General features: G+C 64.7%; 15 protein-coding genes. 5 read left to right on the top strand and 10 right to left on the bottom strand.

The annotated features are described in order from the left end of the window. Position 1: 1 nt before the first annotated feature. From modB to YY7_RS0111660, 6 genes are all read right to left on the bottom strand, one after another. Positions 2 to 697, bottom strand: coding sequence for a molybdate ABC transporter permease subunit (modB, locus tag YY7_RS0111635; RefSeq protein WP_028163384.1), 696 nt, complete (start codon positions 695 to 697; stop codon positions 2 to 4). Between the two features lie 38 nt (positions 698 to 735). Then, positions 736 to 1,521: a molybdate ABC transporter substrate-binding protein gene (gene modA / locus YY7_RS0111640; RefSeq protein WP_028163385.1), complete on the bottom strand. Its 786-nt coding sequence runs from the start codon at positions 1,519 to 1,521 to the stop codon at positions 736 to 738. 208 nt (positions 1,522 to 1,729) lie between these two features. Continuing rightward, the gene (locus YY7_RS0111645) at positions 1,730 to 2,239 is read right to left on the bottom strand and encodes a hypothetical protein (protein WP_035689919.1); all 510 of its coding nucleotides are present in this window, start codon (positions 2,237 to 2,239) and stop codon (positions 1,730 to 1,732) included. Positions 2,240 to 2,241: 2 nt separating this feature from the next. After that, positions 2,242 to 2,448, bottom strand: coding sequence for a TOBE domain-containing protein (locus YY7_RS0111650; RefSeq protein ID WP_028163387.1), 207 nt, complete (start codon positions 2,446 to 2,448; stop codon positions 2,242 to 2,244). Between the two features lie 220 nt (positions 2,449 to 2,668). Beyond that, a complete protein-coding gene (gene mepA / locus YY7_RS0111655; RefSeq protein ID WP_028163388.1) occupies positions 2,669 to 3,616 on the bottom strand; it encodes a penicillin-insensitive murein endopeptidase in 948 nt (315 codons plus the stop codon). Between the two features lie 214 nt (positions 3,617 to 3,830). After that, positions 3,831 to 4,823: a Bug family tripartite tricarboxylate transporter substrate binding protein gene (locus YY7_RS0111660; RefSeq protein WP_035689921.1), complete on the bottom strand. Its 993-nt coding sequence runs from the start codon at positions 4,821 to 4,823 to the stop codon at positions 3,831 to 3,833. Between the two features lie 469 nt (positions 4,824 to 5,292). Between YY7_RS0111660 and YY7_RS0111665 the strand changes: the two genes are divergently transcribed. Further along, positions 5,293 to 7,509 carry a putative bifunctional diguanylate cyclase/phosphodiesterase gene (locus tag YY7_RS0111665; protein ID WP_080663675.1) on the top strand — a complete coding sequence of 739 codons (2,217 nt, stop codon included), beginning with the start codon at positions 5,293 to 5,295 and terminating at the stop codon, positions 7,507 to 7,509. A 54-nt stretch (positions 7,510 to 7,563) separates the two neighbouring features. Here YY7_RS0111665 and YY7_RS0111670 read toward each other — a convergent pair whose 3' ends face one another. Both YY7_RS0111670 and lepA read right to left on the bottom strand, forming a co-directional pair. Further along, positions 7,564 to 8,736 carry an acyl-CoA dehydrogenase family protein gene (locus YY7_RS0111670; RefSeq protein ID WP_028163391.1) on the bottom strand — a complete coding sequence of 391 codons (1,173 nt, stop codon included), beginning with the start codon at positions 8,734 to 8,736 and terminating at the stop codon, positions 7,564 to 7,566. Between the two features lie 199 nt (positions 8,737 to 8,935). Next, on the bottom strand, positions 8,936 to 10,747 hold the full coding sequence (lepA, locus tag YY7_RS0111680; protein ID WP_028163392.1) for a translation elongation factor 4: 1,812 nt from the start codon (positions 10,745 to 10,747) through the stop codon (positions 8,936 to 8,938). 205 nt (positions 10,748 to 10,952) lie between these two features. Here lepA and YY7_RS0111685 point away from each other — a divergent pair, with 205 nt between their 5' ends. The 3 genes from YY7_RS0111685 to YY7_RS0111695 all read left to right on the top strand — a co-directional run bounded on the left by YY7_RS0111685 (position 10,953) and on the right by YY7_RS0111695 (position 15,369). Beyond that, on the top strand, positions 10,953 to 12,587 hold the full coding sequence (locus tag YY7_RS0111685) for a glycosyltransferase family 39 protein (RefSeq protein ID WP_028163393.1): 1,635 nt from the start codon (positions 10,953 to 10,955) through the stop codon (positions 12,585 to 12,587). Positions 12,588 to 12,802: 215 nt separating this feature from the next. Then, positions 12,803 to 14,044: an MFS transporter gene (locus YY7_RS0111690; RefSeq protein ID WP_035689923.1), complete on the top strand. Its 1,242-nt coding sequence runs from the start codon at positions 12,803 to 12,805 to the stop codon at positions 14,042 to 14,044. 101 nt (positions 14,045 to 14,145) lie between these two features. Continuing rightward, positions 14,146 to 15,369, top strand: a complete 1,224-nt coding sequence (locus YY7_RS0111695) for an MFS transporter (protein ID WP_028163395.1) — start codon at positions 14,146 to 14,148, stop codon at positions 15,367 to 15,369. Positions 15,370 to 15,499: 130 nt separating this feature from the next. Here the strand turns inward: YY7_RS0111695 and YY7_RS0111700 are convergent, their stop codons facing one another. Both YY7_RS0111700 and YY7_RS0111705 read right to left on the bottom strand, forming a co-directional pair. Next, the gene (locus tag YY7_RS0111700) at positions 15,500 to 15,994 is read right to left on the bottom strand and encodes a VOC family protein (RefSeq protein ID WP_028163396.1); all 495 of its coding nucleotides are present in this window, start codon (positions 15,992 to 15,994) and stop codon (positions 15,500 to 15,502) included. A gap of 95 nt (positions 15,995 to 16,089) precedes the next feature. Continuing rightward, entirely contained in the window at positions 16,090 to 16,635 is a 546-nt protein-coding gene (locus YY7_RS0111705) for a carboxymuconolactone decarboxylase family protein (protein WP_028163397.1), read from the bottom strand. A 151-nt stretch (positions 16,636 to 16,786) separates the two neighbouring features. Between YY7_RS0111705 and YY7_RS0111710 the strand changes: the two genes are divergently transcribed. Next, a complete protein-coding gene (locus YY7_RS0111710) occupies positions 16,787 to 17,971 on the top strand; it encodes an acyl-CoA dehydrogenase family protein (protein ID WP_028163398.1) in 1,185 nt (394 codons plus the stop codon). Positions 17,972 to 17,973 lie beyond the last annotated feature (2 nt).

Here is a 17,973-nt window from a genome sequence, read left to right on the forward strand (position 1 = left end):
GTCAGTTTCCGTGCAGCCGCTTCGTCGCGCGCCGCGCGAACCACTCTGATGCAACAAGCGCGCTCATCGCAAGCACGATGGAGATGATGACCAGCCGCGCCGCCGCAAGGTCGCCCTCGGGCGTCTGGATCAGCGAATAGATCGCCGACGAGATGGTCTGGGTCTCGCCTGGAATGTTGGAGACGAAGGTGATGGTCGCGCCGAACTCGCCGATCGCCTTGGCGAAGCCGAGCACCATTCCGGCGAGCACGCCCGGTAGCGCCAGGGGCAACGTCACGGTCAGGAACACCTGCCATGGCGCCGCGCCCAGCGTTCCGGCCGCCTGCTCCAGCCGCCGGTCGACGGCCTCGATCGACAGCCGGATCGGCCGCACGAGCAATGGAAAGGCCATCACGCCGCAGGCGAGCGCCGCACCGGTCCAGCGGAACGCGAAGACGATGCCGAGATGATCGGCAAGCCATGCCCCGACGAGGCCGCGCCGTCCAAACGTGAGCAATAGCAGATAGCCGGTGACAACGGGCGGCAGCACCAGCGGCAGATGCACGAGCGCGTCGAGCACCGATTTGCCCCAGAAGTCACGGCGCGCCAGCAGCCACGCCAGCGCGATCCCTAAGGGGGTCGCGACCAGTGTTGCGACGATGGCGACCCGCAACGACAGCAGGATCGCCGTCCACTCGGTCGGCGAAATCTCGAACACGTGGGCTCAGATCATGCTTCCGCTTTTCCGGATCATGCTCAGGTCGTCGGCGTGATCAGGAACTTGAAGCCGTACTTCTCGAGGATCGTCTTTGCCGCCGACGATTTCAGGAAGTTGAGGTACTCGGCGGTCTCGGGTTTGGCCGTCGTCGTCGCCGCGACCGGATAGATGATCGCGGGATGGCTGTCGGCCGGGAAGGTGCCGACGATCTTGACGCCGGGCTCGACCTTGGCGTCGGTCGAATAGACGATGCCGAGCACGGCCTCGCCGCGGGCGACCAGTGTCAGCGCCGCGCGAACGCTTTCGGCCATCGCGAATTTCGGCTCGGCCGCTTGCCAGGCGCCGAGCTTCTCCAGCGCCGCCTTGGCATATTTGCCGACCGGCACGGCCTTGACGTCGCCGGTCGCGATCCTGCCGTCACCGGCGAGCTTGGCGAGGTCGAAGCCGCCGCCGATATTGACGTTGTCGATCTTGGAGTCCTTCGGCGCGATCAGCACGATGCTGTTGCCGAGCAGATTGACCCGCGTCGCCTCGTTGATGTTCTTCTGCTTGACCGCGTAGTCCATCCAGTCGGTGTCGGCGGAGACGAACACGTCGGCCGGCGCGCCCTGCTCGATCTGCTTTGCCAATGCTGAGCTGGCGGCATAGCTCGCATTGACCTTGACGCCGGTCTTGGCGGTGTAGGCGGCGTCGATGTCGTCGAGGGCGTTCTTCATCGAGGCGGCCGCGAACACGGTCAGGGTCTTTTCCTGCGCGTTCGCAGGTAAGGTGGCTGAAGCCAGCGCAAGGACAAAGGCGGCGACAATTCCGGCAAGGCGGTTCATGGCAGGCGCTCCATCACGTCCGCATGCACGCGGACCGCGCGCACTTCGGGCGTTGGTTGAATCGATGAGATCTGCGACAGACGGAAGCGCCGTTCCGGTGATCCCAACGGACTGACGGTCGGTTGGGATATCGCTACGTTCAGACAATAAACAGGCTGGCCGTCCGGGTAAAGACGACGCGTTGTCTATTCGCCGGCCTATGTACCGCTCATTCCGCCGGCAGGATCGCGACCGAGATCGAATTCTCTTTGACCCCGCTGATCTGCAGTACGAATGGGCTGGCGGAAAGCTCGAATTTTACCGTCTTGCGGATACCGTCGCAGTCGGTGGCGCCGCTGAATGCCTTGGGCTTGAGGAAGTGACCATCCTGCACCACGTCCAGCCAGGCGCCGGACGACAGGCTGATCGTGTAAAGGCCGGCCTTGGGCGTAGTCTTGAAGCTGGTGAAGCCGGCAAAAGTGCCGTCCTTCGGCGCCCGCTCCGGCGGCGTCGGCAGTTTTGCATCTGCCGGTGCCACCAGGGTCAGCGTGAATCCGCTGGCGGGCAAGGCCGCAAACTCGTTGCCTGAGGTCAATTTGGCGCGATCTGGCGCGGTCAGCGCGGCGCGCTCGCGATCGATCGGCCATTTGAACTTGTCGCAACCGCTCGGTTCTTCCGCCGCAAGAGCAGGCGCACTGCCGAGCAGCAGCAACGCAACCAGAACAGATGTCCGCCGCATGACTATTCCACCGCGATCATGACATCGGAGGCCTTGACCACCACGATCACCTTGCCGCCAACCTTGATGCCGAGATCATCGACCGCCTCGTTGGTGATCGAGGACGTCATGACGGTGCCGCCGATATCGACGCGGACATGGGACGTGGTTGCGCCCTTCTTCACCTCGACGACGGTGCCCTTGATCTGGTTACGTGCACTGAGACGCATGATCGCTCCTCGCAATGGTTGAATGCGCGCAGTCGTGCTGCGCCTATGTGGCTTTTGGTTGAAACGAGCGGGACCGTCGTCCCCGGCGGACGCCTTGCGCTTGCGGCGCTGGCCGACGCGACAATAGCCCATCACGCCGCCGCGGGAATAGCGTCCTGACGAAGATGTTATCCTCGCGGGGCAATGCGTAGCCCGGATGGAGCGTCCATCGAAGAAGATGTTACTGCTTCGCGTCCGGCGCGTTCAGCACCGCTTTGCAAGCGGCCGGCATTTGCGCCAGGGTCATCGGCGGCTTCGGCTTTGGCGGTATCGGCGGCGGCTTCGGATGCAGCACCGCATCGGAGAACCAGAAGTCGAAGTCGGAAGGCTTGCAGCCTTCATCCTCCGACTGCGACGGCTGTCCCTCGCATTCGCTGGCGCCGGCCGGGCAGCGCATGCGGATGTGGAAGTGATAGTCATGGCCCCACCACGGTCTGATCTTGGCGAGCCAGCTACGGTCGCCCTTGGCCTCGCGGCACAATGCCTTCTTGATCGCGGCGTTGACGAAGATCCGCTGCACGGCGGGCTCCTGCGCGGCGTCGCGCAGCACCAGCACATGGCCGGGGGTGAACACTTTGGGATCGACGTCGAGCCGGTCCGGCCGCACCATCATCACCGCCGACATGTCCTCGCGTTCTTCGCGCGACAGCCTGCGGTCGGGCATCGGCGTCAGCCAGACGTCGGCATCTAAACCGATCTGGTGACTGGCATGGCCGCTCAGGGCGGGCCCGCCGCGCGGCTGCGCGATGTCGCCGACCAGGATACCCGGCCAGCCGGCATCCTTGTGCGCCTTGACCGACAGGCGCTTGAGCAGCGCGATCATGCCGGGATAGCCCCAGTTGCGGTTGCGCGACAGCCGCATCACCTGCCAGGTCTCGCCACTGATCGGCATCGGCGCCGCGCCCGCGAGACAGCCTTTGGAATAGGAGCCGATCACCCGCGTCGGCGTCGCCGTCGGCAGCACCTTGCGCGCGAACAATTCCTTGGCGCCGAGCTTGGGATCGTTGGGATTGGCGAGCGGCGGCAGCGGCTTCGGATTGACCGAGCCTCTGTCCTGCGCCGACGCCGCGTCGGCACCAAGCGATAGAGCTGCAAGAACCAGCAGGGTCAATATCGGGCGGGACGTCATGGGATTCACTCGAAGGGCAGTCAGCGTAACATGGATTCGATGGTCCGCGAGCCGCCGTGACATCGCAATTGGTTGATGGAGCTAACTCCCTCTCCCGCTTGCGGGGGGGCGAGGTGGGGGTATCTCCGCGATTCGGACTCTTCGTGTGGAGAGGGCCCTCACCCGGCGCTTACGCGCCGACCTCTCCCGCAAGCGGGAGAGGTGGGACGAGCCTTCACTGCATCTCGATCTTGGCCGACTTGATCACCGTGCTCCAGCGGTCGACCTCGCTGCGCAGATATTGCGACGTCCGCTCCACCGAGCCCCCATAGATTTCCGCGGAGAGCTTTCGGAAGTTGGCCTGGATATCGGGCCGGGCCAGCACTTCGTTGACGTCGGCATTGATCTTCTCGACGATCGCCTTCGGCGTCCCTGGCGGCGCCACCATCGCAAACCAGGCGACCGCTTCGAAGCCCGGCAGCGTTTCGGCGATCGTCGGCACGTTGGGCATGGATGGCAATCGTTTCGGCGAGGCCACCGCCAGCAGCTTGAGCTTGCCGGCCGTCACCAGCGGCAGCGTGACGCCGAGATTGTCGAACATCAGGTCGACGTCGCCGGCGAGCAGGCCCTGCAGCGCCGGCACGGTGCTGCGATAGGGAATCTGGCGCAGCTTCACCTTCGCCATCGTCTCGAATAATTGGGAGCTCAGATGCGACGTTGTCCCGCTGCCGAGCGTGGCGGCTGTGAGCCCATCGGGGTTTGCGCGCAGATGATCGATCAACTCCGCCACGCTGGACGCCTTGATGCCGTTGGGGCGGACGAAGATCGCGTTCGGCACCTGCGCCATCACGACGATCGGCTCGAACCTCGCCGGATCAAAGCGGAGCTTGCGGAAAAGGTTCTGGTTGATGACGAGCGGCGGCGGTGGCGCGGAGAGAAGGGTATAGCCGTCGGGGTCGGCATTGTAGACCTCCTCGGCCCCGACGTTGCCGGCTGAACCGATCCTGTTCTCGATTACGATCGGCTGGCCCCATTTGCGCGACAGCCAATCCGCCACCAGCCGCGGGACCGCATCCGCGGTGCCGCCGGCAGAGAATGGCACGATGATCCTGACGGTGCGGTCCGGGTAGTCTCCGGCAGCGCCGGGACCACACGTCAGCAGCAGCGCCAGCGTCGCCGCCAAGAGAGTGCTGATGGTGAGAGATCGATTGTGCGTGCTCTGGCGCATCGGGTCCCCTCCCCAAGGCGATGCTTGCGCCTCGTCCGCCGTCCGCAACTTGGCGTCCCCTGGAACGGAGGATAGCCTGAACCGGCGGGCGCCCGAAGCATTTTTGACGACAGCAGATGCCCACTCTGATCGCGACCTCCTGATTTGCTCGATCCAAGCTCGCGGCTTAACCGGGTACTAACCCTGTCGCGTAATGACGCAATTTCGTGCGGAATACGCGCCATTGGTGCATCCGCAGCATCGCTACCCGGATCGCGGGAAAATTGGCTCCGCGCGCCTGGTTGATTTGCCCGTTGGATTTGCTTCTCAGCCCCTCCGAGCCGCCCGCCGGTATTCAGAGATGCGGACGTCCGCCTCCTAAACAGGCAGCTCGGGTCCGGCTCTATTCTGGAAACCGGCGGAATACACCATTTTTTCAGACACTTATCGGAGAACCATCCGCGGCGGGAGTGCGTGTGGCGGAAAGTCGATGCCGAAGATGCGGCCAAAAACGGTGAAGAAACTAAGGCGCAGGGCGGCGGCGAGAATTCCCGGCCGTCCGGTCAAATCCGATCCGAAACTTTCAGGCGGCAAGCGGCGCGTTCCGTCCGAGATCGGCGAGATCGTGCGCAAGCGCGCCGAGGCTGAGGCGGCGATCGCCGATGCGCGCCGCTCCAACGAGCGCCTGCGCGAGGCGATCGACATCCTGCCGCAGGGCATCGTGTTCCTGGACGCCGAAGGCCGCTACATCCTCTGGAACAAGAAATATGCGGAGATCTATCGCCGCAGCTCCGACCAGTTCGAGCACGGCGCGCGGCTGCAGGATACGCTCCGGGTCGGCGTCGCGCGCGGCGACTATCCCGAGGCCATCGGCCGCGAGGAGGCGTGGATCGCCGAGCGGCTGAAGAAACTCTATCAGCCCGGCGAGCGGCATGAGCAGAAGCTTGCCGACGGCCGCGTCGTCCTGATCGAGGAGCGGCTGACCTCGGATGGCGGCGTCGTCGGCCTGCGCGTCGACATCACCGAATTGAAGCAGCGCGAGGCCTCGTTCCGCCTGTTGTTCGACGGCAATCCGGTGCCGATGATCCTCTGCTCGCTCGACGGCGAGCGCATCCTCTCCGTCAACGACGCCGCGGCCGAACATTATGGCTTCAGCCGTGCCGAATTCGAGAAACTGACCATCCGCAGCCTGCAGGCGTTCGATACTGAACTGCCGTGGATCGGCGGCCGCGGTGGCGACGAGCAGGCGGCGCGGACCTGGAAGCATGTGCGGGCCGACGGCACGCTGATCGATCTTGCGATCTATTCGCGCGAATTGATGCATGGCAACCAGCCCGCGGTGCTGCTGGCGCTGATGGACATGACCGAGCGCAAGCGCGCCGAGGCGCGGCTTGCCTTCATGGCCCAGCATGACGGGCTCACGGCGCTGCCCAATCGCAATCTGCTCCGCCAGCAGATGGACGACATGCTGCTGCACACCCGCCGCAGCGCCGAGAAGGTCGCGGTGCTGGTGCTCGGGCTGGACAATTTCAAGGCCGTCAACGACACGCTCGGCCATGGCGTCGGCGACAAGCTCCTGCGCGGGGTCGCAAAGCGCCTGCGCTCGACCTTGCGCGAGGAAGATGCGCTGGCCCGTCTCAACTCCGATGAATTCGCGATCGTCCAGAGCGGCGTGTCGCGTCCGGAGGATGCGGTGCTGCTCGCGAAGCGCCTGCTGGAAGCGATCGGCGAACCCTATCTGCTCGACGGCCATTCCATCGTGATCGGCGCCAGCATCGGCATTGCGATGTCGCCCGGCGACGGCGACGAATCGGAGAAACTGTTGAAGAGCGCCGACATGGCGCTATCGCGCGCCAAGAGCGAATTCCGCGGCACCTTCTCCTTCTTCGAGGCCGAGATGGACGCGCGCGCCCAGACCCGCCGCAAGATCGAGATGGATTTGCGCGACGCGATCCAGAACGACGGCTTGCGGCCGTTCTACCAGCCGCTGGTCGATCTCTCGAGCGGCCGCATCACCGGCTTCGAGGCGCTGGTGCGCTGGCCGCATCCCGAGCGCGGCATGATCTCGCCCGGCGAGTTCATCCCCGTGGCGGAAGAGACCGGCCTGATCAATCCGCTCGGCGGCTTGATGCTGCGGCGCGCCTGCATGGATGCCGCGCATTGGCCCGACGATGTCCGCGTCGCCGTCAACCTGTCGCCGCTGCAATTCCGCACCGGCAATCTGTTGGCGCAGGTAACGGAAGCGCTGAAGTATTCCGGTCTGCCGGCGCGGCGGCTCGAGCTCGAGATCACCGAGACGCTGCTACTAGAAAAGAGCAGCCAGGTGCTGGCCACGCTGCACGCGCTGCGCGCGCTCGGCGTGCGCATCTCGATGGACGATTTCGGCACCGGCTATTCCAGCCTCAGCTATTTGCGCAGCTTTCCGTTCGACAAGATCAAGATCGACCAGTCGTTCGTGCGCGACCTCGGCTCCAACCGCGATGCGCAGGCGATCGTGCGTTCGATCATCAGCCTCGGCAAGGGCCTCGGCGTCACCATCACCGCGGAGGGAGTCGAGACCGAAGCCGAGCTGAGCTGCCTGCGCGCCGAAGGCTGCCACGAAGGCCAGGGTTTCCTGTTCAGCCGCGCCAGGCCCAATGCCGACATCGTCAGCCTGCTGCAGGCGCAGCGCGGCGGGACGAACGACGAAGCCGCGCTGGTAGCGTGAGCCGAGTTTTTCAGTGGTAGGGTGGGCGCGTTTCGCTTTGCCTACCCTACGTGCTCACCGCGTCGTTGGCGATCCCGCGAGATTGCCTGAGAGGATCGCGCGGCCGGCGTCCTCGTAATTGACGTCGCGGGCCTGGATCTGCTGCGCGATCGCGTGCATGTCGCGGAAGCGGCGCTCGAACTTGTTGGCGGCGAACACCGCCGTGGCGCCGGCCATGTGATAGGCGGTATCGACCACGGATGCCGATTGGTGGATGGTCCAGGTCGAGGCGACGCGCAGCGCCACGCGATGGCCTTCTGTCAGGGAAACGCCGCGTTCCAGATCGCGCCAGACGTCCGCAGCAGTCGTATAGAGATAGGCACGCGCAGCGCGCAGGCTTGCCTCGGTGCGGCCGATCAAACCCTGCACCGCATTGTTCTCGCGCATCGCCTTCAACCCTTGCGGCGTCTTGCCGCGCGAAAGCTCGATCGCCGCATCGAGTGTGGCGCGCGCGACGCCGAGCGCGGTCGCGGCAAAGCCCATGCCGAACACCATGTTGGTGGAAAGCTTGTACAGCGGGCCCCCTTCGCGCAAGGCCGAAGGATCGTCGCGCAGCGCGGCGAACTTCTCCTGGATGAACAGATTCTCCACCGAGTAGGAATCGGTGCCGGTGCCCTTCAGCCCGATCACGTCCCAGACGTCGTGCATCGTCGCGCTCGTCGCCGGAAACAGGATGGTGCGGATTTCCGCCGAGCCGTCAGCTTTCCTGCGGGGCGAGCCATCCTGTTCGACCACGCGCACATGCGCGCCCAGCCAGCTTGCCTGCCGTGAACCGCTCGCAAAATCCCAGCGCGCATTGGCGAGATAGCCGCCCGGCACCGCCTTCACCTCATGCGCGATCGCGCCCCAGGCGAGGATTCCCGGCGCGACGTTGAAAATCTCGTTCGCCGCATCAGGCTCGAGATAGGCCGCGGTCATCGCGCAGACGGTGCATTGGCCGAGGCACCAGGCGGTGGAGGCATCGGCCTTGGCGATCTCCTCCTGCATCTGCATGAACGCTTCCAGCGTCGCCTCGCTGCCGCCGAAGCGTTTCGGCAGCAGCGCGCGATAAAGCCCGTTGTCGACCAGCGCCGCTGTCACCGCGCCCGTCAGCCGCCGCGTCCGTTCGATCTCGTCCGCATCTTTTGTGATCAACGGCGCCAGTGCACGCGCCTTCCCGGCGAGATCGAACTCTTCCGGCTTGCTCATGCGTTTCCTCGCTGTTGTTGTTCTATCGAGCGGGAACGCGATGGTGGCCTATCCGTGGAGAGAGGGCAAGCTAGTCGAAGCACTCGCGGCCGTCATTCCGGGGCTCGCGTAGCGCGAGCCCGGAATCCATTTCTCCGCCCGTGCCTGTAGCCCGATGGATTCCGGGCTCTCGCTTCGCGAGCCCCGGAATGACAGCGCCTCAGCTATCCACCTTCAGCGCGGCAATGAAAGCTTCCTGCGGGATGTCGACCTTGCCGAACTGCCGCATCTTCTTCTTGCCTTCCTTCTGCTTCTCCAGAAGTTTTCGCTTACGCGTGATGTCGCCGCCGTAGCACTTGGCGGTGACGTCCTTGCGCAGCGCGCGGACGGTTTCGCGGGCGATCACCTTGCCGCCGATCGCCGCCTGGATCGGGATCTGGAACATGTGCGGCGGGATCAGTTCCTTCATCTTCTCGACCATGGCGCGGCCGCGGCCCTCGGCGCGGGTGCGGTGCACCAGCATCGACAGCGCGTCCACCGGCTCGCCATTGACCAGGATCTGCATTTTGACGAGATCGGCCGGCTTGTAGTCGGTCAGATGATAGTCGAACGAGGCGTAGCCCTTGGAGACCGATTTCAGCCGGTCGTAGAAATCGAACACCACTTCGTTGAGCGGCAAATCGTATTTCACCATCGCGCGGGAGCCGACGTAAGTCAGCTCCTTCTGCGAGCCGCGGCGGTCCTGGCACAGTTTCAGCACGCTGCCGAGATATTCGTCCGGGGTGAGGATGGTAGCCTCGATCCAGGGCTCATCGATCTCGGCGATCTTGACCACGTCCGGCATGTCGACCGGGTTGTGGATCTCGATCTCGCTGCCGTCGGTGAGTTTCATCTTGTAGATGACGCTCGGCGCAGTCGCGATCAAATTGAGATCGAACTCGCGCGACAGCCGCTCCTGGATGATCTCCAGGTGCAACAGCCCAAGGAAGCCGCAGCGGAAGCCGAAGCCCAGCGCGGCCGAGGTCTCCATCTCGAACGAGAAGCTGGCATCGTTGAGGCGGAGCTTGCCCATCGCCGCGCGCAGGGTTTCGAAATCGTCGGCGTCAACAGGGAACAGGCCGCAGAACACCACCGGGATCGCCGGCTTGAAGCCCGGCAGCATTTCCGACACCGGCTTCTTGTCGTCAGTGATGGTGTCGCCGACGCGGGTGTCGGCGACTTCCTTTATCGCGGCGGTGATGAAGCCGATCTCGCCGGGGCCGAGCTCGTCCACCTGCTGCATCTTCGGCGTGAAGAAGCCGACGCGCTCGATGTCGTAGGCTGCGCCCGTGCCCATCATGCGGATGCGGCTGCCCTTCTTCATCACGCCGTCGACGACGCGGATCAGAACGACCACGCCGAGATAGACGTCGTACCAGCTATCGACCAAGAGCGCCTTCAAGGTGGCATCCTTGTCGCCCTTCGGGGGCGGCAGGCGGGTGACGATGGCCTCCAGCACATCAGGCACGCCGAGGCCGGTCTTGGCCGAGATCATTACGGCGTCGGAAGCGTCAATGCCGATCACGTCCTCGATCTGCTGCTTGACCTTCTCGGGCTCGGCCGCGGGCAAGTCGACCTTGTTCAGGACCGGCACGATCTCGTGGTTGTTATCGAGCGCCTGGTAGACATTGGCGAGCGTCTGCGCCTCGACGCCCTGGCTGGCGTCGACCACCAGCAGGGAACCTTCGCAGGCCGCCAGCGATCGCGAGACCTCGTAGGCGAAGTCGACATGGCCGGGCGTGTCCATCAGGTTGAAGATGTAATCCTTGCCGTCCTTGGCGCGGTATTTCAGCCGCACCGTCTGCGCCTTGATGGTGATGCCGCGCTCGCGCTCGATGTCCATGGAATCGAGCACCTGTTCCTTGCCCGCCATCTCGCGATCCGACAGGCCGCCGGTCATCTGGATCAGGCGGTCGGCCAGCGTCGATTTGCCATGGTCGATATGGGCGACAATGGAGAAGTTGCGGATGTTCGGAATAGGGGCGGTCGTCATGGGGCGCGAGATAGCATTCGCACCCCGAAGCGGCAACCACATTGCGGAATTTTGAGCCGGTTTTGGTTGGTTTTGGCGGGTGTTTTTCCCGATTGTGGGAAGGTCGCTGCGGCAAACGGCAGCGGCGGGGAAACTTGCGGCGCCGGTCTCCCATAGTCACGCCAAGCTGATTTCATTCGCCCGTAAAACAGGCTAGGCAGGGCCCATGGCGACTGCATCAATCCTGCCCGCGGCGGCGCGCGCAAAACGGAAATTGTCGATCTCGCGCCTGGCGGCGTGGCTGGTGGCGCGCGCAACCGATCCTGTCACCGGATTATGGTTCGTCACCGGCTTTGCGCTCGCCCATGCCGTGCTGTGGACGCTGATCCTGGTCAATCTGAAGTCCGCGCAGGACATCCATATGGATGTCGCGGAGGCCTTTGCCTGGGGCCAGAAATTCCAGCTCGGCTATGGCAAGCATCCGCCGCTGTCCGGCTGGGTCGCCGGCCTCTGGTTCCGCATCTTCCCGGTGACGGATTGGGCGACATATGCGCTGGCGATGGCGGTCATCGCCGTGAGCCTTATCGTCTGCTGGTCGATCGCGCTGCGTGTGGTCGACCGCCGCCGCGCCTTCTTCGTCGTGGTGACGCTCGCGCTCTATCCGATCTTCAACTTCAAGGGCTACAAGTACAACGCCGACCTGTTGCAGCTTGCGACCCTGCCGCCGGTCGTGCTCGCCTATCTCTATGCGTTCGAGAAGCGCACCGTCATTTCGGGCGTCTGGCTTGGCCTTGCCGGCGCGCTGGCGCTGATGACCAAATATTGGGTGCTGACCATGATCGGCGCCATCGGGCTTGCGGCGCTGATCCATCCCGAGCGCCTTCGCTTCCTGGCTTCGCCGGCGCCGTGGGTTGCGATCGCAACGATGATCGTGGCGATGATTCCGCATATCGTCTGGCTGAGCGAGACCCATTTTGCGCCATTGACCTATGCCGGGGATGTCTACAGCATCGACAATCGCGCGGTCAGTCTGTACCTCGTCAACGGCTACATCGCCCACAATCTCGGATTGCTCGCCGCCTGTATCGTGCTGGCGGCCCTCGCGCTCGGCTGGGGCGCGCTGGTGCGGCGGCCGTCGACCTTGTTCACGCGCAACTGGTCGCTGGGGCCGAATCCCGGCGTCAATCTCTCGCTGGCGCTGAACGTCTGGATCATCCAGATCATCGTCGCGATCGGACCGCCGCTCGGCGCGCTGTTCTTCGAGATCTATATCAAGACCGACTGGGGCATCTCGCTGTTCTTCCTGACGCCGCTCGCGCTGGTCGCGATCCCCTGGCTGCGGATCCCCAGAATGGCGCTGTTTCGGATCAGCGCGATCTGGCTCGTGATCACCATCGCCATGCTGTTCGCGTCGCCGACCATTGCCGAGCGCGAGCTTGCCGCCGATCCGAACAGCGTCGCGAAATACGGCGCGCGCGCCGAGCTTGCGCGCGAGCTCACCGAAGCCTGGCACCGCAAAGCCGCCTCGCGCTGGGCCGTGGTGGCGGGCACCACGGAGGTGATCATGCCGCTGGTGTTCTACAGCCCTGATCATCCAGCGCCGTTCACGCCGGGCGAGGTCTGGGGCGCGGGCCTCACCAGCGAAGCGGAAGCCAAGCGCCTCGGCTTCATCGGCGTGTTCGACCCCAATGACGGACGCCTGCCTGCGTTCGAGAGCTGGATCGACAAGAACGCGCCGCACGCCGAGCGCCTGATCATGACCACGCGCCGCTTCGTCCACGGCCACCCCGGCCCCTCTGTGAGCTGGAAAGTCTACATCGCGCCGCCGGTGCCCTCTGTGCCCGATCGCCCGAAATCGTAGGATGGGTAGAGCGAAGCGAAACCCATCATTCGCATTGCTTGCTCCGTCGCGATGGGTTTCGCTTCGCTCTACCCATCCTATGGGCCTTGCTGTTTGCACGGCGCCCCCCGCATAACCTCGGTCCATTTGCGCTGGTTGATCGGGCGGCGTCCACTCTCCATAGTGCGCCGGCAACAGCGAGGTTCCCTGCCGGGCGCCTTGGAATGGGAACGTCGATGAGTGCCATATCCAGCGATGAGATCGCCGACGACGCGCGGGCGCGCGCCAATGTGCTGCGGCTGGCTGCGGCGCAGGCGCTGACCGGCGCCAATTCGGCCGTCATCTTCGCGACCGGCTCGATCGTCGGCGCGACGCTGGCGCCCGACGTTTCGCTCGCGACCGTGCCGCTGTCGATGTATGTGCTGGGGCTTGCCGCCGGCACGCTGCCGACCGGCGTCATCTCGCGCACCTATGGTCGCCGCACGGCGTTCATCATCGGCACCGGCTGCGGCGCGCTGACCGGCGCGCTCGGCGCCTTCGCCATCCTGCACGGCGCTTTCTGGCTGTTCTGCCTTGCGACCTTTCTCGGCGGGCTCTATGGCGCGGTGGCGCAATCCTATCGCTTCGCCGCCGCCGACGGTGCAAGTCGCGCGTTCCGGCCCAAGGCCGTATCCTGGGTGATGGCGGGCGGCGTATTCGCCGGCGTGCTCGGTCCGCAACTCGTGCAATGGACCATGGACATCTGGCCGCCTTATCTGTTCGCCTTCAGCTTCCTGATGCAGGCGTTCGTCGCCCTGGTCGCGATGGCGGTGCTGGCCGGCGTCGATGCGCCAAAGCCGGCCGCGATCGACCTGCATGGCGGCCGGCCGCTGCTCGAGATCGCGCTGCAGCCGCGTTTCATCGCCGCCGCGCTGTGCGGCATCATCGCCTATCCCATGATGAACCTGGTGATGACGTCGGCGCCGCTCGCCATGAAGATGTGCGGCCTTTCCGTCAGTGATTCCAATTTCGCGATCCAGTGGCACATCATCGCGATGTATGGCCCAAGCTTCTTCACGGGCTCGTTGATCGCCCGCTTCGGCGCATCGCGCATCGTCGCGCTCGGCCTGCTCCTGGAGGCGCTCGCGGCGGCGATCGGGCTCTCGGGCCTGACCGCGCTGCACTTCTGGGCGACCTTGATCGTGCTCGGCGTCGGCTGGAATTTCGGCTTCGTCGGCGCCTCCGCGCTGGTGCTGGAGACGCACCGGCCGCAGGAACGCAACAAGGTGCAGGCGTTCAACGATTTCCTGGTGTTCGGGACGATGGCGATCGGCTCGTTCTCGTCAGGCCAATTGCTCGCCAATTACGGCTGGTCGGCGGTGAATCTCGTCGTGTTCCCGCCGGTGGTTCTGGGGCTTGTCGTGCTGTGGATCGCCTCGTTCGCGAAGCGGCGGGCGAAATTGCGCGCCGTCGATGAGTTTCCGGAACCGAGTCTTTGAGAACTTGCTGACAACTGCTGACAGTTCGGTCGTGGTCGAAGTGATGACCGCGCCATTTTGCTAAACGGTACGACCGCGTAACAGGCAAGAAGCAGCGACCCGTGGACGCATCGACTTACAACAGCACCGACGAGGCCTCGCTCCGCTACGACGGCTGGCGCATCGTGTTGGTCTGCTTCCTACTCGCGACGTTCGGCTGGGGGCTCGGCTTCTACGGCCAGAGCGTCTATGTCGCCGAGCTGCAGCGCCTGCACGGCTGGCCGGCATCGCTGATCTCTTCCGGCACCACCTTCTTCTATCTCGCGGGTGCGGGTCTGGTCGTCTTCGTCGCCGAAGCGATCAAGGCGTTCGGTCCGCGGAGCTGCCTGGTCGCGGGAACGATCGCGATGGCTGCGGCGGCGGTCGCGATCGGGCAGGTGCGCGAGCCCTGGCAGCTCTATCTTGCCGACGCCGTGCTCGCCTTCGGCTGGGCCGGCACCAGCCTCGGCATGATCACCAACACACTCGGCCTGTGGTTCGACAAGAAGCGCGGCATGGCCATCAGCCTGGCGCTGAACGGCGCGAGCTTTGGCGGCATCGTCGGCGTTCCGCTGCTGATCGCCGGCATCGGCTATTTCGGTTTCTCCGGCGCGATGACGGCGGCGGCGATCGCGATGGTCGCGCTGATGGTGCCGGTGATCCTGGTCTTCGTCGGCCGGCCGCCGGCGCATATCGGGGCGGTGGCATTGTCTGCTGCGGGAGGGCCGTCACCGACGCAGATCCGCGCGCGTGCGCTTCGCGATCTCGGTTTCCTCTCGGTCTCGATTGCATTCGCCCTGGTGCTGTTCGCCCAGGTCGGCTTCATCGTGCACCTGATCTCATTCCTGGATCAGGTGATCGGCCGCGAGCGCGCAGCGGTGGCGATGGCGCTGCTGACCGCGATGGCGGTGGTCGGGCGCGTGAGTTTCTCCTTCGTGATCGACCGGCTCAATCAGCGCTTGGCGTCGGCGCTGTCCTTCGTCAGCCAGGCCGTGGCGCTCCTCGTCATCATCAACCTGCGCAGCGATTGGGTGCTGATTGCGGCCTGTGCCGTATTCGGCTTTTCGGTCGGCAATCTGATCACGCTGCCGGCCCTGATCGTGCAGCGCGAATTCGACCCGCGCTCGTTCGGCGTATTGGTGAGCCTGGTCACCGCCATCAACCAGATCACCTATGCCTTCGGTCCAGGCGTGGTCGGCCTGCTGCGCGATATGTCGGGGAGTTACGCGCTGCCGTTCTACGGCTGCATCGTGCTCGAACTCATCGCGGCCGTGCTGATCATGCTGCGGGGACGCGCCAATGCGTAGCTACACGCACCACGCACGCCGACCTCATCCTGAGGAGCGGCCTTCAGGCCGCGTCTCGAAGGATGGGCCACGGGTGACATAGGGGCCTCATGGTTCGAGACGGCGCTGCGCGCCTCCTCACCATGAGGGGTTAGATTTCCCGTTGCCGCAGCAAATCCTCGAGATCGAGCCGCTTGGTGAACATCGCAAGCTTGCCGTCCGGCGTGCGCGGCCATTGCTCTTGGGGTCGGTCCCAGTAGAGCTCGACGCCGTTCTCGTCGGGGTCGCGCAGGTACAGCGCCTCGCTGACGCCATGGTCGCTGGCGCCGTCGAGTGCGATACCAGCGCTGAGCACGCGGTGGAGCGCGTCCGCGAGCGCAGGGCGGGTGGGGTAGAGGATCGCGGTGTGGTACAGGCCGGTCGTGCCTGATGGCGGCGGGTGTCCGCCTTTGCTCTCCCAGGTGTTCAGCCCGATGTGGTGATGGTAGCCGCCCGCCGAAATGAACGCAGCGCCGGAGCCCAGGCGCTGCTGCAACTCGAAGCCGAGCACGCCGCAATAGAAGCCGAGCGCGCGATCGAGGTCGGCGACCTTCAGGTGCACATGCCCGATCCGCGTGCCGGCGATGATGGGAGGATTTTGCGCCATGGTGCTGCTCCGGTTAAAGCCAGTATGTAGCGACGATTCGAACCACGCGGAACCGGCCTGTCCGGAAACCCTGTGTTTCCGGCGGCGCTCCTGGCTCACGCCAGCTCCGACACCTCGCCGTCGGGCAAGCCGAATTCGAACGTGTTCAGCGTCATCGACACCATCGTGTAGTAGCCGCAGAGCCCGATGATCTCGACCACGCCACGCACGCTGAGCGTCTCGACGGCCTGATCATACAGCGCCTGCGACAGCCCATGGCCTTCATGCAGCGATTTCGCCACGTCGTAGATCATCCTCGCCTTGGGGTCGTCGAATTCGGGTGTGCGGCGGTCGCGGATGGCATCGATGATGTTCGGGTCGAGGCCGCCCTTCAGCGCGAGGCGTTTGTGTGCCCACCATTCGTAATGCGCGGTGAAGTGGCGCGCGTTGACGAGGATCGCGATCTCCGAAAGTTTTGGCGGAAACATCGTGTTGAAGCGCAGCATCTCGCCGAGCCGCGCGCCGTGCCGCGCCATTTCCGGGCTGCTCAGCCAGGCCATCATCGGCGCCGGCGCGGAGCCGCGCTTGCCGGCGATCGCCTCGTCATAGGTCTGTTTTTGCGCCTCGTTCATTTCGCCAGGCGAAAGCAGCTTCAGCCTCATGTCCGTTTCCTCTTGTTTTTCAATCGTTAGGCCAGCAAGCGAATACACCCGTTCCGGCCTCGCGGCCACCGGCGCCAGGCGCAGGGAGATATTGAATTCCACGGTCCGGCGGCTAAGGTCGTTTCAACAATTCGTCAGATGGAAACGCGCCATGGCCGATCTTGAGAAATTCCGCAGCGAAACCCGCGCCTGGCTGGAGCAGAACTGCCCGCCGGAGATGCGCAAGCCCATGACCTCGGACGGTGACACGTTCTGGGGCGGCCGTAATGCAAAGTTCTCCTCCGAGCCGCAGCGGGTCTGGTTCGAGCGGATGCGCGACAAGGGCTGGACGGTGCCGCATTGGCCGAAGGACTATGGCGGCGGTGGGCTCGATGGTGAGGAAGCCAAGATCCTGCGCCAGGAGATGACGGCGATCGGCGCGCGGCAGCCGCTGACCTCGTTCGGCATTTCCATGCTCGGGCCGGCGCTCCTCAAATACGGCACGGAGGAGCAGAAGAGAGAGCATCTGCCGAAGATCACGGCCGGCCTGATCCGCTGGTGCCAGGGCTATTCGGAGCCGAATGCCGGCTCCGACCTCGCCTCGCTGCAGACGCGGGCCGAGAGCGACGGCGATGATTTCATCATCAACGGCCAGAAGATCTGGACGTCCTATGCCAACTATGCGGATTGGATCTTCTGCCTGGTGCGCACCGATCCCGCTGCGAAGAAGCATGACGGCATCAGCTTCATCCTGTTCGACATGACCTCGAAGGGCGTGTCGACCAAGCCGATCCTGTTGATCTCAGGCTATTCGCCGTTCTGCGAGACCTTCTTCGAGAATGTGCGGGTGCCGAAGTCGCATGTTGTCGGCACCATCAACCGCGGCTGGGACGTTGCAAAATATCTGCTGCAGCACGAGCGCGCGATGATCTCGGGGATGGGCGAGCGCGGCGTCGGCCGTCCGCTCGGCCAGATCGCGGCTGATTCCATCGGTGCCGACGCGCAGGGACGGCTGGACGACGCGGTGCTGCGCAGCCAGATTGCGAGCTTCGAAGTCGATGAAGCAGCACTCGCTGCGGCCGCCGAGCGCGCGGTTGATCTCGCCAAAGCGGGGCAGGCGCATCCGGCATTTTCCTCGGCGATGAAATATTACGGCACCGAGCTCAACAAGCGCCGCTACGAGATCCTGATGTCGGCCGGCGGCATCGATGCGCTGGAATGGGAAAGCGAGCGCTCCCGCGGCGGCGCGCGGCCGCGCGCCTGGCTGCGCACCAAGGCCAATTCGATCGAAGGCGGCACGTCGGAGGTGATGCTCGGCATCGTCGCCAAGCGCATCCTCGACCTGCCGGGAGCTTAACT

It is taken from the genome of Bradyrhizobium elkanii WSM2783 (genome assembly GCF_000472865.1).
GTDB lineage: Bacteria > Pseudomonadota > Alphaproteobacteria > Rhizobiales > Xanthobacteraceae > Bradyrhizobium > Bradyrhizobium elkanii_A.

What these genes read in the sequence shown, in the direction of transcription:
- modA (WP_028163385.1), bottom strand. Translation starts at nt 1,521, where the DNA reads ATGAACCGCCTTGCCGGAATTGTCGCCGCCTTTGTCCTTGCGCTGGCT.
- YY7_RS0111645 (WP_035689919.1), bottom strand. Translation starts at nt 2,239, where the DNA reads ATGCGGCGGACATCTGTTCTGGTTGCGTTGCTGCTGCTCGGCAGTGCG.
- YY7_RS0111650 (WP_028163387.1), bottom strand. Translation starts at nt 2,448, where the DNA reads ATGCGTCTCAGTGCACGTAACCAGATCAAGGGCACCGTCGTCGAGGTG.
- mepA (WP_028163388.1), bottom strand. Translation starts at nt 3,616, where the DNA reads ATGACGTCCCGCCCGATATTGACCCTGCTGGTTCTTGCAGCTCTATCG.
- YY7_RS0111660 (WP_035689921.1), bottom strand. Translation starts at nt 4,823, where the DNA reads ATGCGCCAGAGCACGCACAATCGATCTCTCACCATCAGCACTCTCTTG.
- YY7_RS0111665 (WP_080663675.1), top strand. Translation starts at nt 5,293, where the DNA reads ATGCCGAAGATGCGGCCAAAAACGGTGAAGAAACTAAGGCGCAGGGCG.
- YY7_RS0111670 (WP_028163391.1), bottom strand. Translation starts at nt 8,736, where the DNA reads ATGAGCAAGCCGGAAGAGTTCGATCTCGCCGGGAAGGCGCGTGCACTG.
- lepA (WP_028163392.1), bottom strand. Translation starts at nt 10,747, where the DNA reads ATGACGACCGCCCCTATTCCGAACATCCGCAACTTCTCCATTGTCGCC.
- YY7_RS0111685 (WP_028163393.1), top strand. Translation starts at nt 10,953, where the DNA reads ATGGCGACTGCATCAATCCTGCCCGCGGCGGCGCGCGCAAAACGGAAA.
- YY7_RS0111690 (WP_035689923.1), top strand. Translation starts at nt 12,803, where the DNA reads ATGAGTGCCATATCCAGCGATGAGATCGCCGACGACGCGCGGGCGCGC.
- YY7_RS0111700 (WP_028163396.1), bottom strand. Translation starts at nt 15,994, where the DNA reads ATGGCGCAAAATCCTCCCATCATCGCCGGCACGCGGATCGGGCATGTG.
- YY7_RS0111705 (WP_028163397.1), bottom strand. Translation starts at nt 16,635, where the DNA reads ATGAGGCTGAAGCTGCTTTCGCCTGGCGAAATGAACGAGGCGCAAAAA.
- YY7_RS0111710 (WP_028163398.1), top strand. Translation starts at nt 16,787, where the DNA reads ATGGCCGATCTTGAGAAATTCCGCAGCGAAACCCGCGCCTGGCTGGAG.